This window comes from Caulobacter sp. GW456-12-1-14-TSB4 (assembly GCF_059424195.1).
Genome location: NZ_JBWKZF010000009.1, coordinates 1 through 13,674 on the forward strand (window position 1 = coordinate 1; position 13,674 = coordinate 13,674).

At 69.0% G+C, this 13,674-nt stretch carries 9 protein-coding genes; 3 read left to right on the plus strand and 6 right to left on the minus strand.

The annotated features are described in order from the left end of the window. Positions 1 to 39: 39 nt before the first annotated feature. The 3 genes from AC07YH_RS10390 to AC07YH_RS10400 all read right to left on the minus strand — a co-directional run bounded on the left by AC07YH_RS10390 (position 40) and on the right by AC07YH_RS10400 (position 6,583). Positions 40 to 5,100, minus strand: a complete 5,061-nt coding sequence (locus tag AC07YH_RS10390) for an alpha-2-macroglobulin family protein (RefSeq protein WP_494747098.1) — start codon at positions 5,098 to 5,100, stop codon at positions 40 to 42. 99 nt (positions 5,101 to 5,199) lie between these two features. After that, a complete protein-coding gene (locus AC07YH_RS10395) occupies positions 5,200 to 6,030 on the minus strand; it encodes a carbonic anhydrase (protein ID WP_494746921.1) in 831 nt (276 codons plus the stop codon). Positions 6,031 to 6,109: 79 nt separating this feature from the next. Next, on the minus strand, positions 6,110 to 6,583 hold the full coding sequence (locus AC07YH_RS10400; RefSeq protein ID WP_494746922.1) for an Lrp/AsnC family transcriptional regulator: 474 nt from the start codon (positions 6,581 to 6,583) through the stop codon (positions 6,110 to 6,112). Between the two features lie 120 nt (positions 6,584 to 6,703). Here AC07YH_RS10400 and ald point away from each other — a divergent pair, with 120 nt between their 5' ends. After that, the gene (gene ald, locus AC07YH_RS10405; RefSeq protein WP_494746923.1) at positions 6,704 to 7,816 is read left to right on the plus strand and encodes an alanine dehydrogenase; all 1,113 of its coding nucleotides are present in this window, start codon (positions 6,704 to 6,706) and stop codon (positions 7,814 to 7,816) included. Positions 7,817 to 7,949: 133 nt separating this feature from the next. Here ald and AC07YH_RS10410 read toward each other — a convergent pair whose 3' ends face one another. Together AC07YH_RS10410 and AC07YH_RS10415 are read right to left on the minus strand one after the other, a co-directional pair. Next, positions 7,950 to 8,654, minus strand: coding sequence for a glycosyltransferase family protein (locus AC07YH_RS10410; RefSeq protein ID WP_494746924.1), 705 nt, complete (start codon positions 8,652 to 8,654; stop codon positions 7,950 to 7,952). 165 nt (positions 8,655 to 8,819) lie between these two features. Beyond that, the gene (locus tag AC07YH_RS10415; RefSeq protein WP_494746925.1) at positions 8,820 to 9,698 is read right to left on the minus strand and encodes a bifunctional regulator KidO; all 879 of its coding nucleotides are present in this window, start codon (positions 9,696 to 9,698) and stop codon (positions 8,820 to 8,822) included. Between AC07YH_RS10415 and AC07YH_RS10420 the strand changes: the two genes are divergently transcribed. Beyond that, entirely contained in the window at positions 9,691 to 10,785 is a 1,095-nt protein-coding gene (locus AC07YH_RS10420) for an XdhC family protein (protein WP_494746926.1), read from the plus strand. The two genes, AC07YH_RS10415 and AC07YH_RS10420, sit on opposite strands and share 8 nt — an antisense overlap. On the opposite strand, the gene AC07YH_RS10425 is transcribed toward AC07YH_RS10420, so the two are convergent. Next, on the minus strand, positions 10,782 to 11,537 hold the full coding sequence (locus AC07YH_RS10425) for a creatininase family protein (protein ID WP_494746927.1): 756 nt from the start codon (positions 11,535 to 11,537) through the stop codon (positions 10,782 to 10,784). The genes AC07YH_RS10420 and AC07YH_RS10425 overlap by 4 nt on opposite strands. Before the next feature lie 129 nt (positions 11,538 to 11,666). On the opposite strand from AC07YH_RS10425, the gene acs reads away from it, so the two are divergent. Next, a complete protein-coding gene (acs, locus tag AC07YH_RS10430) occupies positions 11,667 to 13,610 on the plus strand; it encodes an acetate--CoA ligase (protein ID WP_494747099.1) in 1,944 nt (647 codons plus the stop codon). Positions 13,611 to 13,674 lie beyond the last annotated feature (64 nt).

Sequence of the window (13,674 nt, forward strand, 5' to 3'; positions counted from 1 at the left end):
CCCTTCCCCCATCAAGGGGGAAGGGAGAGTTCTTGATCATCACTGCCCCGGCGCGATCGTCGCGCGCGAGGCCTCCGAGCGGCCCACCACCGCCGGGCGGTACATGTCCTTGGCCACTGCGCCGGGCAGGAAGAAGCTCCCCGGCGTCACGGCCCGGGCCACATAGGCCAGGGCGAAGCCCTTGTTCCCCTCCAGGTCCAGCGCGGCGATGAAGCGGTCGTCGCGGCTTTCCTGGACGTCGGCGGCGGTCAGTTCGCCGAGGAACTTGAACGGTCCGTTCTGGGCGTCGTCGGCGCCCAGCGTGGTCTCGATCTCGAAGCCGGCCGGCAGGGCGTCGTCGACCACCAGGGCGGTCGAGCGGGCCTGCTGGTTTTGGCCGGAGACCAGCACGATGATCCGGTCGCCCTGGCGGATGGTCGAAGGATCGATCGCGCCGCCGCCCATCGACAGCAGGCGCTTGGACACCGACAGGCCGTTGGCCTCCGCGCCCGGGGCCGAGACCGGCGTGCCGCGCACCGAGACGGTCCGCCAGATCGCGCCCTTGCCCGCGTTGACGAAGTGGGCGTCGGCCAGCTTGCCCACCGCCCAGCGCGGCGCGCCGCCGGCCGGCGGCAGGGCGTTGGCCCCGCTGGCCTGGATCGACATCGGACCCGAGGCCTGGATCAGGGCGTTGGCCGCGTGCAGCAGCGCCGCCTGTTCCTGGGTGTTCAGGCTGTCGGGATCCTTGCTGACGTTCTCGAGGCGACCCTGCATCTGGCGGGCGATGTCCATCATGTTGGACTCGGCCGCCAGGGCGGTGATCACCGCGGTGTCGCGCAGGTTCGACTGGTACCAGTCCTGCTCGTCCTTGTAGCCGAGGCTGGACACCGCCTGGCGCATGGCCGAACGGGCGCGGGCGTTGTCGCCCATGCGGGCCAGGCCGGCCGCCACGTAGGCCTTGGCGATCGGCTGGCTCTCGTCCTTCATCTGGACATCGTGCCACCAGCGCAGGCGGGCGAGATCCCCCTTGCCGGCCTTGGCCATCACATAGAGGGCGTAGGCGCTGGCGCGGCGGCGCATGCGTTCGGTCGCCTTCTTGGACGCGTCCTCGTTGCTGGCCCACCAGCCCGGATATTCCATGCGGTAGGCGGCAGACGAGAAGCCCTCGGGCCGGCTGACCTGGCGCATGGCCGAGACCGCCTTGTCGATGGCGTTGTCGGGCACGGCCACGCCTTGCGCCTTCGCCTCCAGCAGGAAGTCGACGACATAGGCGCCCAGCCACGGATCGGCTTCGCCGTCGCCGACCCGCCAGAGCCCGAAGGCGCCGTCCAGGGTCTGGCGATCCAGCAGCTTGCCCACCGCCCCGGCCAGCGCAGCGGGAGTCCGCTTCAGCTTCGGATCGTTCGAGAAGGTCTGGGCGTAGAGCAGCGGATAGGCCGTCGAGACCAGCTGCTCGGTGCAGCCGTACGGATAGCGCTGCAGCGCCACCGCGATCGCCGAGGGGTCGAAGCCCCGGATCGGCGAGTAGCTGACCTGCATCGTCACGTCGCCCGCCGCCAGGCCCGATAGCAGCTGGTACGAGGGCGTGAAGCTCTCGCCCGGCTTCTGGACCTCGGTGGTGGTGCGCACGACGTCGCCCCAGCCCAGACGGGTCTGGATCGGATAGTCCTTCTGCGTGGCGAAGCCAGGACCGGCGACCTTGAAGCCGATCTTGCCGATGCCCGTGACGTCCGGCGCCAGGAAGGGGATCTTCTCGGCGATGCGCTGGCCGAGGATCAGCTGGAACACCTTCTTGAAGGCGACCTTCAACCCGTTGGTCGAGAACGCCTCGGCCGTATAGGCGCCCGGCTTGCCCTCGACATTGTGCAGCTCCAGCGTGGCGTAGGCCTGGTCGCCCGGCGCCAGGAAGCGCGGCAGGTTCAGGTCGGCCACCACCGGCTGGCGCACGGTCAGCGGCTTGGACGCCGAGCCGACGGCGGTGTCGGTCCAGGCTACCGCCTGGATGCGCAGCTCGCCGTTGAAGTCGGCGGCCGGCAGCTTGACCACCGCCTTGCCGTCGAGGCCGGTCTCGACGATGCCGGACCACAGGGCCACGGTCTTGATCGGCGTGGTCGTCAGGCCCTCGCCGCCGACCTCGTCGCCGCCGAAGTTGACGTTCGCCGGCGCGCCCAGGTTCGGGTCGAGCAGACGGCCGTAGTCGTCGCGGTAGTTCAGGGTCAGGGCGCGCTTGCCGAAGTACCACTTCACCGGGTCGGGGCTGTCCTGGTGGGTCAGTTGCAGGATGCCCTCGTCCACGGCGGCGATGGTGACCTTGGCCTTCTGGCCAAAGCCCAGGCCCGACACCTTCACCGGAATCTCGACCGGCGCCTTGCTGTCGATCTTGGTCGGCGTGCCGAGGTCCACCGTCAGCTTGCGGCCCTTCGGATCGATCGGGACGTAGACCAGACCCAGGGCGCGACGCGGCTTGGGCGAAGCGACCGGGTCACGCGGCTGGATGACGCTGACCATGACATAGGCCCCGCCGCCCCAGGCGGCCGAGGTCTTCAGGCGCACGGTGGTCCCCTTCTCGCCGACGCTGACGGTCTTGAGGTCGATCAGGCGATCGGTGGCGACCGCGATCTGGGCCTCGCCCGCGTAAGGCGGCTTCAGCGTGATCTCGACCGTGTCGCCCTGGCTGTAGGTCTGGGTCCCGGCCGAGACGCGGACCACGTCCGGCGCCTCGCCTTCACGGGCCGGCGCGCCCCAACCCGCCGAGAAGCGGGTGACCGTCTTGGCGCCGTCCGCGCCTTCGACCTCGAGGCGGTAGTCGCCCCAGCCGAGACGGCGGGTGAACTTGGCCGGCGAACCGGCGCTGATGTTCACTTGCGCCTTGGCCACGATCGCGTCGCGGCTGCTGCGGCGCCACTGCCAGCGACCGTTCTGCTGGAACCAGTCATAGTCCCAACGCTCGGCCACCAGGGTGTAGGTGGCGGTCGCCCCGACCCGCTGGCCAGCGGCGTTGACGGCGATAATGTCGAGGCTGACGGGCGGGTCGCCGTTGCCGGCCTCGCCCTGGTCGACCTTGACGCCATAGTACAGCGCCTTGGGACGAACCTTCAGCTCCAGCCCCTCGCGGACCGGACGGCCGCCGGGCTCGAACACCGAGGCGGTGACCGAAGCGACCAGCGGCTGGGCGGTGTCGCCGGCGTCGGTGGTGGCGACCGACAGGATCGCGCGGCCCTCGCCGTCGGTGACGGTCGAGCCGAGGTCCAGATATTTCTCATCGAAGGTCTTGGACTGGTCGCCCCACTCGAAGCCCTTATAGGCGGGGAACGGGTCGCTGTCGGCGCGCAGGCGGGCCTCGCCTTGGGTCTGCAGGCCAGCGCCCGGCGCGCCGTAGAGGAAGCGGGCCGAGACATCGACTTGGCGGGTCTCGCCGGCCCCGACGGGGCGGGCTTCCTGGCCCGTGGTGGTCACGGCCAGGCGTTGCGGCGCGAAGTCCTCGACGGAGAAGTTCAAGGAGCCAGTCGCGTCCTCGATGCCTTCGATATGCAGCTCGGCGGTCCAGCGGCCGCGCGGGGCCGAGCGCGGCAAGGCGATGTCGGTCAGCACCGCGCCGGCATTGGCCTGGCCGAACGCATAGCGCTTGAACTCGACGCCCGAGGGCCGCTTGACGATGACCTCGCCCTTGCGATCGGCGACGGCCTTGGCCATCCGGTCGCGGACCATCGAGGTCAGGTGGACGGTCTCACCGGGCCGATAGATGCCACGATCGGCATAGAGGTAGCCGTCGATGTCGGACGCCACGCTGCGTCCATCGACGCCACCCTCGGTGCGGCCGCCGACGCCCTGCTTGGACAGGTCGACCGGCGAGCGGTCCAGGTCCAGCACGGCCAGGTCGCCTTGCGGGCCATAGGCCATGACCATCTTGGCGCGCTCGGCGCCCTGGCCCTTCAGCAGCGGACGCAGGAAGCGCACGCGGCCGTCGGCGTCGCTCTTGGCCTCGGCCAGCGGCTCGCCGTCGGCGGCGACCAGGTTGACGTTGACGCCCGACAGGGTCTTGGCGCTCTTCAGCGAGCGGACCACCACGTCCAGGCTTTCCGACCCGTCATAGGCCAGCATGGCCATGTCGGTGAACACGATCCAGCGGCGGGCCTGGGCGGGGTTGTTCTCGCTGTCGTCCGGATCGCGGCCGCCCGAGGCGTCGCGCGCCTTGATGACGAAGGCGCCGGCCTTCATGTCCTTCAGCACCGCGCCCAGCGGGAAGACGGTGGTGGCCTTCTGGCCCGTCGCGCCGCCCGTGACCTGGATCGTGCCCTTCCAGACCTGGCGGCCGTCGTCGCCCACGGCGTCGTCGCCATAGTCGCCGGCCCAGTCGCCCTCGCCGGTCGGGTCGGGGGCGGTGATCGACTTGCGGACCAGGTTGCGGTCCGGCACGCGCCAGACCTCGATGGCCAGGGCCTGGACGTTGATCGTCTCGATGCCGACGCCGTCCGACTCCTCGCGCGGCAGGATCACGCCGTCGCCGGCGAAGCCGACATACGGGGGCTTTTCACCAAACGTGAAGTCGACATCGGCATTGGCGGTGAGCGTGTCGCCACCCTTGGCGGGCAGGCCCTTCAGCAGGGTGATGCGGTGATCGGTGAAGCCGACGCCGCCCAGGCACAGCTCGTCGCCCTTCACCCGCACCGAGGGCTGGCGGCCGAGGTCCGGCGAAACCAGCACGAAGTCGGCATAGGACTTGGACGGATCCAAATCCTTGCTCATGCGGATACAGGCCAGCGGATCAGGACCCGAACTGTCGACGCGGGTCTGCCAGACAGCGAAGCCTTCCGGCTTTGGGATGCCGCGACGCGGGGCGTTGGCCGAGCGCGGCTTGCCGAACAGGCTCCAGGCCTCGCCCTTGACCGCCGTCGCCCCGGCCGGCTTGCCGCCGCCGAAGAACATGCCGGCCTTGCCGACCGCGAAGCCGCCGCCGAAACCGACGACCAACGCCCCGGCCACGGCGATCGCCACCGGGCCCTTCAGCGCGGCGGGCCAACGTTCGGAAACCTGGCCGCGAAGCTTGTCCCAACGCGCTTTCAGGGAAGATTGGGTGTCGCGACCGCCTTCCGGCGGCGTCTCGTCCGTCGACATCCGTATCTTTCCCTGATTTGCGCGAGTTCAGGCGAATTGAACCTAAGCGCGACCAGGGGTCAACGGCAGTCGAATGACAGCGTTACGCTGAATACTTAAGCTTGATCAGGCGTCGAACGACACCACGCCCGTCGCCAGGTCGTAACAGGCCGAGACCACCTTCAGCCGCCCTTCCGCGATGCGCTCGGCCAGGACGCCGTCGGCGACCTTCAGGCGGCCGGCGATGTCGCGGACGTTCTGGTGGATGGCGGCGTCCTGCAGGTCGGTCGGGTGCTTTTCCTGGGCTTCCAGCACCGCCGGGATGATCGGCAGCACCATCTCGTAGAGCGCCCCGTGCAAGTCGGCGTGCTTGGTGGCCACGTCCACCGCCGCGCCGACCGCGCCGCACTTGGTGTGGCCCAGGACGACGATCAGCGGCGCGCCCAGGTGCTCGACGGCGTAGACGATCGAGCCCAGGCCCTCGCGGCTGACGGTCGAGCCCGCCACGCGGACGACGAACAGCTCACCCAGATTGCAGTCGAAGATCAGCTCCGGCGCGGTGCGGCTGTCGGCGCAGCCGATGATCACCGCGAACGGCTTCTGGCCCTTGGACAACTCGCTGACCCGCGCCAGGGTCGGCAGCATCAGGTTGGCGCCGCCTCGGGCAAAGATGGTGTTGCCGTGCTTCAGGCGGCCCAGCGCCTCGTCGGGCGCGACCTCCTGGGCAGGCTCGGCGCTAGCGGCCGGGGCGTGAGCGGGCTCGGCCTCCAGCGGCTTGACGTTGGCCAGGGCCTTGTCCAGCGCGGCCTTGTCGGTGGTCTGGTGCTTGAGGGCCGAGCGCGTGCGGCGGCCCTTCTTGGTCAGGATGGTCGGCGCGGGGCCATCACCCTCGGCGAACGCGATGGCCGGCGCGGCCAGGCCCGCCAGCGCGCCCAGCAGAAGTCGTCTCGAAACCATCTCGTCCCCCGACGCGGTTTGATGTCGGCGGGGAGCATACCCAGTTTAGGTTAACCGCATTTAACAGCAGTCGAAGGGCTTAAAGCGGCAGTTCGACGCGCTTAACGACAGTTCGCATGGCGATACTGCTGCTGACGCGGACCACGCCGGGGATGCGGGTCAGCTCCTGGGCGTGGACCCGCTCCAGGTCGTCGACATCGCGCACCACCAGCCGCAGCAGATAGTCCGAACCGCCGGTCATCAGGTAGCACTCGGCCACCTCGCGGACATTGGTCACCGCCTTCTCGAAGGCGCTCAGCGCGCTTTCGGCCTGGGACGACAGGGTGACGGTGACGAAGACGCTGAGCGGCAGCCCCACGGCCCGCTCGTCGATCACGGCGGCGTAGCGGCCGATCACCCCGGCCTCCTCCAGCGCCCGCACGCGACGAAGGCACGCGGACTCGGAAAGATTCACCGCCTCGCCCATTTCCACATAGCTGGCGCGGCCCCGCCGTTGCAGCAGATGGAGAAGCTTCCGGTCGAAGCTGTCGAGGTTGACGGGAGGTTTCTTCACCACAGACCTCATCTTACGCAGGATTCCTGCATAACACGGTTTCTGTCGCATGAAATGGCCAAGGAAACTGCAGGATCGGAGGCGTAAACCGGAGTCAAATCGCTTTTGGAGGAAAGCATCATGCGCGTTGGCGTCCCTTCCGAGATCAAACCGGGCGAACACCGGGTCGGCCTGACCCCCACGGCCGTCCGGGAATATGTCGGCCACGGCCACACCGTCCTCGTCCAGTCGGGCGCGGGTCTGGGCGCCGGTTATGCCGACGACGTCTACATCAAGGCCGGCGCGACCATCGCTCCGGACGCCGATGCGGTCTTCGCCGGCGCGGACATGATCGTGAAGGTCAAGGAACCGCAGAAGGTCGAGTGGGAGAAGCTCGAGCCGCGCCACATCCTCTTCACCTACCTGCACCTGGCGCCCGATCCGGCCCAGACCGAAGGCCTGCTGAAGAGCGGCTGCGCGGCCATCGCCTATGAGACCGTCACCGACGCGCGAGGCGGCCTGCCGCTGCTGGCCCCGATGTCGGAAGTGGCCGGCCGGATCGCCGTGTTCTCGGCGGCCGAGACCCTGCTCAAGCACAATGGCGGCATGGGCCTGCTGCTCTGCGGCGTGCCGGGCGTGCCGCCGGCGCGCGTGGTCGTGCTGGGCGGCGGCGTGGTCGGTTCGAACGCCGCCCGCATGGCCGCCGGCCTGGGCGCCGAGGTGGTGGTGCTGGAACGCTCGATCCCGCGCATGCGCGAGCTGGACGACCTCTATCAGGGCCGCATCCTGACCCGCTATTCGACCTTCGCCGCCGTCGAGGAAGAGATCCTCAAGGCCGACGTGATCATCGGCGCGGTGCTGACCGCCGGCGCGGCCGCGCCGAAGCTGGTGCGCCGCGAACATCTGAAGCAGATGAAGCCGGGCTCGGTGCTCGTGGACGTCTCAATCGACCAGGGCGGTTGCTTCGAGACCAGCAAGCCGACCACCCACGCCGAGCCGACCTACACGGTCGACGGCGTCGTCCACTACTGCGTGGCCAACATGCCGGGCGCGGCCCCGCGCACCTCGTCCGAAGCCCTGGGCAACGCCACCCTGCCGTTCGGCCTGGCGCTGGCCGACAAAGGTCTGGACGCGCTGAAGACCAACGTCCACCTGGCGCGGGGCCTGAACGTCCTCAACGGCGAACTGACCCACCCGGCCGTGGCCGAGGCGCTGGGCAAGAGCTCGGTCGATCCGTACGGGGCTTGGGCCTAAACCGTTTCCCCGGCGAAAGCCGGGGCCCAGATGCAAGAGCGCCCGCGGTCCTGACAGGATCGCGGGCGTTTCTGCATGCGCCTCACAGCCATACGATGTGGGCCCCGGCTTTCGCCGGGGAAACGGAATTAAATCACGCCGCGAAGCGAGCGATATCCAAACGGCTCTCGACCATGTCCAGCACGTCGGTCATCCGGAAGTCCGGGTCGACCGGATGCAGGGCGTCATAGACCGAGCGAGCGAAGGCCAGGTCGGCGGCCGTCTTCACGCGCCAGTCGAACCGCGACCAGTCGCGGGCGGCCTTCAGATGGGCCTGGCTCCACCGCTCAGGCTGGTTGCGGATGGCGGCGGTCGGCGAGATGCGGGCCTGCGGATCGCGCTCCTCGGCGGCGGCCTCGCGCAGCACGCTGGCCTTGATCACCTCGACCTCGAGACCGGCCGGGAAGGTGCGATGCACGCGGTTGGACGTGTAGTCTGCGTCACTGGAGAGGGCCAGGCGAACGGCGTCGTCGATGACGCCCGGATCCATGAACGGCGCGTCGCCCTTCAGGCGGACCACGTGGCTGACCGAGCTGATCGCCTCGGAGCAGCGGGCGATGCGCGCCAGGATGTCGGCGCCGGCCCCGCGATGGACGGTGTGGCCGCGCGAGACCAGGAAACCGGCCAGGGCGTCGTCGACCGCCTCGTTGCTGGTCGCCACCATGATCTTCGACAGGAGACGCGCGCCCCGCAGGCGCTCCAGCTGACGCATGATCATCGGCTCACCCTGGAGGGTGGCCATCGACTTGCCCGGCAACCGGGATGAACCCATGCGGGCTTGCAGGACGGCGAGGATCATGACGCGTCTCCCTATCTCGGAAACAAGCTAGACCAGACTCATAAAACTGATGTGAATCAGAAGCTTATAGGTCGCTAACCGGCATGCTTAATTCGTGGATACCAAGACACGCGAAAGCGGCGGCCGATCAGCCGTCGCAGTGTCGCTGGTGATTCTAGGCTTGGATCAGGCGACCCAACGTCGCGGATCGAGCGCGACCGGATCGTCGATGGCCATCTCGTCCCAGTCGAGGTCCGGCGGCGGGCTCGAGGCGGCGGCCACGACGGCCGACAGCTCGGCGGCCGAGTTGACGCCGACCAGCACGGCCGAGCCTTCCGGACGCGACAGGGCAAAGCCCAGGGCGGCCTGGAGCGGGTCCGAACGGCCCTCGGCGATCATCCGGCGCACGCGCGACAGACGGCCCGAGGCGCCCTTCAGCTGAGCCGGGACGCGGTCGGGCGGCAAGAACAGCAGGCCGTTCAGGAAGATCGAGCGCAGATGCACCTCGACGCCCATGCCGGCGATGCGTTGCAGCGAGCCATCGGCCAGCAGGCGCTGGTCGAGCAAGCTGGCCGGGGCCTGCAGGATGTCGGGCTTGAAGCGGCGGGCGACGCCGACCGGATCGTCGGTGGCGTGGGCGGCGACGCCGATCTTGGCGAACAGGCCCTGGTCCTTCAGGCGGTGCAGGCGGTCCCACAGGGCCGCGCCGTGCGGGCCGCACAGTTCCGAGGGCGAATGGACGATGATCGAATCAGCGCGCTCGACGCCGATGCGGCGCAGGCTGGCGCGGGCTTCGGCCTCGACGAAGTCGGGACCGCGATCGGCGCGGGCCGTGGCCAGGCTGACGCGGAACGGCACCGGACGCGGGATCAGGTCGCCCAGCAGGGTCTCGGCGCGGCCGAACAGACCCGAGGCGTCCAGCACCGACAGGCGGGCGCGGGCGGCGATATTGAGAATGTCGCGCGCTTCGGCTTCAGGCGAACGCCCGCGCGGCGCCGACGAGCTTCCGCCGTCGAGACCGAACTGGGCCGCAGCCAAACCGAGTTTTGTGACCGAAATGGACATCGCCATCCGTGCGCGAAAACATCAAACAGATGCGAACGGTACGCGCCAAGGTTTGAACATCCGGTTTCTGGAACCTTGCGGAGGCGTTAACGTCGGCATGATGACGACCGACCGCTCAGACGACGACACCGCCTCCCCTTGGCCCATGCACGGCATGGCCGACGACGCCCGCCCGGCCTTGTCCGCCGCGCTTTCACGGGGTCCGGCGGCCCTCGCCACCATCATCGCCCTGGGGGGCGGCGGACCGCGTCCGGTCGGGGCGCAGATGGTGTTCGGCGAAAATATTGTTTCGGGATTTTTGTCGGGCGGCTGCATCGAGGCCGATGTCGAGGTCCATGCCGAAGCTTGCCTGGAGGACGGCCAGCCCCGCCGTCTCGTCTATGGCGAGGGCAGCCCCTGGCCCGACATCCGCTTGCTGTGCGGCGCGCGGATCGAGATCCTGGTCGAGAAGATCGAGCCCGACGACCCGGCCGTCCGCACCTTGCTGGACCTGGCCGAGGCCCGGGTGCCCGCCTTCTGGGTGACCGATGGCTTGAAGCGCCTGTGCGTCGAGGAACCCCAGGCCTTGTGGCCGGGCGCCTTCGAGCGCGCCTACGATCCGCCGCCGCGCCTGGTGGTGCTGGGCGGCGACCCGACCGCCCTGGCCGTGGCCAGCCTGGGCGCGCAGTCGGGCTTCGAGACCTTCCTGGTCCGCCCCAAGGGCCCGGCCGCCCCACCGCCCCTGGCCGGGGTCGCCTACAGTCGCGAGACGCCCGAGGCGGCGCTGGCCGGCATCGCCCTGGACACGTGGACCGCCGTTGCCGTCTGCGGCCACGACATGGAAGTCGACCACGCCGCGCTGATGGCGGCCCTGCCCTCAGCCGCGCCCTATGTCGGCCTGCTGGGCGCGCGGCGGCGGTTGCCGGAGCGGCTCGCGCGGCTGAAGGCTGCCGGCCTGACCGACCGCGACCTCGCCAAGCTGCGCGCCCCGATCGGCCTCGACCTGGGCGGCAAGGCTCCGTTCGAGGTCGCCGTGGCCGTGATCGGCGAGATCATGGCCACCCGGCATGGGCAGCCGGCGCTGGAGCGCCGGGCCGTGGAAGCCTAGGCCGGCGCCTTCTCGGCCCCGAACGCGGCGATGTCTTCCAGCAGCGCATTGGCGGCCATGTTGACCAGCTCGCCGCCCTTTTCGGGCGTGGCCTGGGCCGGGTCGGAGCCCATGCGGCCGTCGGCGTAGCGGGCGCGGAAGTCCAGGGCCTCGCGGATCGGACCCGACGGGGCGATCTGGGGCTCATAGGCCGTGGTCTTGATCGTCTCGGGATAGGCCCACTGAGTCACGGCGATCTCGGACGGCGTCGCGTGGCTGCCGTGGCCGACGGGGAATTGGCGGTTGGCCAGGGCGTTGACGCCGGCCAGGTCCCACCAGTTCTTCAGCTTCAGGGCGAACGGCGCGCGCTGCTGGCGGAAGCTGTAGTCGGCATAGACCTCCGAGAACGCCGCCTCGATCGAGGCGACATTGCCGCCGTGGCCGTTCAGGAAATAGATCCGCGTGAAGCCGTGCGCGCCCAGCGACCGCACCCAGTCGCCGATCGCGGCGATGAAGGTCGAGGGCCGCAGGAAGATCGTGCCCGGGAAGGCCAGGTGATGCTGGGCCATGCCGATATTGAAGGTCGGGGCCACCAGGATGCGATCGTCCGCCCGCTTGCTGGCCTCGTGGGCGATGATCTCGGGACACAGCCAGTCGGTGCCCAGCAGGCCCGTCGGTCCGTGCTGCTCGTTCGAGCCGATCGGCACCACGACGGTCGTGCTGGTCTGCAGGCGGGCTTCGATCTCGGACCAGGTGGACAGGGCGAGCAGCATGGGTCGGTCTCCTAGAATACCCCCCTCAATTGGACCCCGCCTTGCGCTGGCGCAAGAAACCGCATTGGTCTTCTTGCGCGGCCCCGAGCGCTTCGCCTATTCGACGGCCAACGACATAAGGGAGTACGGCTGGTGAGCGACGGACAGGTTTTCCCGGTTCCCCAAGAGCTGGCGGAGAGCGCGCATATCGACGCCGCCGCCTATGACGCCGCCGTGGCGCGCGTCGAGGCCGATCCCGAAGGCTACTGGCGCGACATCGCCGCCCGCCTCGACTGGATCACTCCGCCGACGAAGATCAAGGACGTCTCCTACGCCAAGGACGACTTCCACATCCGTTGGTACGAGGACGGCGTCCTCAACGTCTCGGCCAACTGCCTGGACCGCCACCTGCCGGCCAAGACCGACGACGTCGCCCTGATCTTCGAGGGCGACGAGCCGGGGACCTCCAGCACGCTGACCTATGGCCAGCTGCACGAGGAGGTCTGCCGCATGGCCAATGTCCTCAAGGACCTGGGCGTCAAGAAGGGCGACCGGGTCACGATCTATCTGCCGATGGTCCCCGTGGCCGCCGCCGCCATGCTGGCCTGCGCTCGCATCGGCGCGGTGCACTCGGTGGTGTTCGGCGGCTTCTCGCCCGACAGCATCGCCGGCCGCATCAAGGACTGCGAGAGCCGCATCGTCATCACCGCTGACCAGGGCCGGCGCGGCGGCAAGCGCGTGCCGCTGAAGGCCAATGTCGATGAGGCCCTGCTGCAGTGCCCCGAGGTCGAGAAGGTGCTGCTGATCCGCTGGACCGGCGCCGACGTCCCGGTCGTCGAGGGCCGCGACGTCGTCTATGGCGACGTGCGCGACACGGTCTCGGCCGACTGCCCGCCCGAGCCGATGAACGCCGAGGACCCGCTGTTCATCCTCTACACCTCGGGCTCGACGGGCAAACCCAAGGGTGTGCTGCACACCACGGGCGGCTATCTGGCCTGGGCGTCTTGGACCTTCTGGGCGGTGTTCGACTACAAGCCCGGCGAAGTGTTCTGGTGCACGGCCGACGTCGGCTGGGTCACCGGCCACAGCTATGTCGTCTACGGGCCTCTGGCCAATGGCGGAACCAGCCTGATCTTCGAAGGCGTGCCCAACTATCCGACCCCCAGCCGTTTCTGGGAGGTGGTCGACAAGCACAAGGTCGAGATCTTCTACACGGCCCCGACCGCCCTGCGCGCCCTGATGCGCGAGGGCGACGAGCACGTGACCAAGAACGATCTGTCGTCCCTGCGCATCCTCGGCAGCGTCGGCGAGCCGATCAATCCGGAAGCCTGGCTCTGGTACCATCGCGTGGTCGGCAAGGAGCGCCTGCCGATCGTCGACACCTGGTGGCAGACCGAGACCGGCGGCATGCTGATCACCCCGCTGCCGGGCGCGACGGACCTGAAGCCGGGCTCGGCCTCCAAGCCGCTGCCGGGCGTCAAGCCGCAGCTGGTCGACGCCGAAGGCAAGGTCCTGGACGGGGCGACCGAGGGCAACCTCGTCATCACCGATAGCTGGCCGGGCCAGATGCGCACCGTCTATGGCGACCACGGCCGGTTCTTCGAGACCTATTTCTCGACCTATCCCGGCAAGTACTTCACCGGCGACGGCTGCCGCCGCGACGCCGACGGCTACTACTGGATCACCGGCCGCGTGGACGACGTGATCAACGTCTCGGGCCACCGCCTGGGCACCGCCGAGATCGAGAGCGCGCTTGTAGCCCACGAGACCGTCGCCGAGGCCGCCGTGGTCGGCTACCCGCACGACATCAAGGGCCAGGGCGTCTACGCCTACGTCACCCTGAAAGCGGGCGTGGAGGCCACCGACCAGCTGCGCAAGGACCTGATCCTGTGGGTCCGCCATGAAATCGGCCCGTTCGCCGCGCCGGATGTCCTGCAGTGGGCGCCCGGCCTGCCCAAGACCCGCTCGGGCAAGATCATGCGCCGCATCCTGCGCAAGATCGCGGAGAACGAATTGGGCAGCTTGGGGGACACATCCACATTGGCCGATCCTTCCGTGGTCGACGATCTCGTGAAAAATCGAGCCGGCGCGTGACTTCGTCACGCCCACCTCTTTTTGGGGAGCGAAGTCGAAAATCGACTTCGTGGGCGTAACCAAG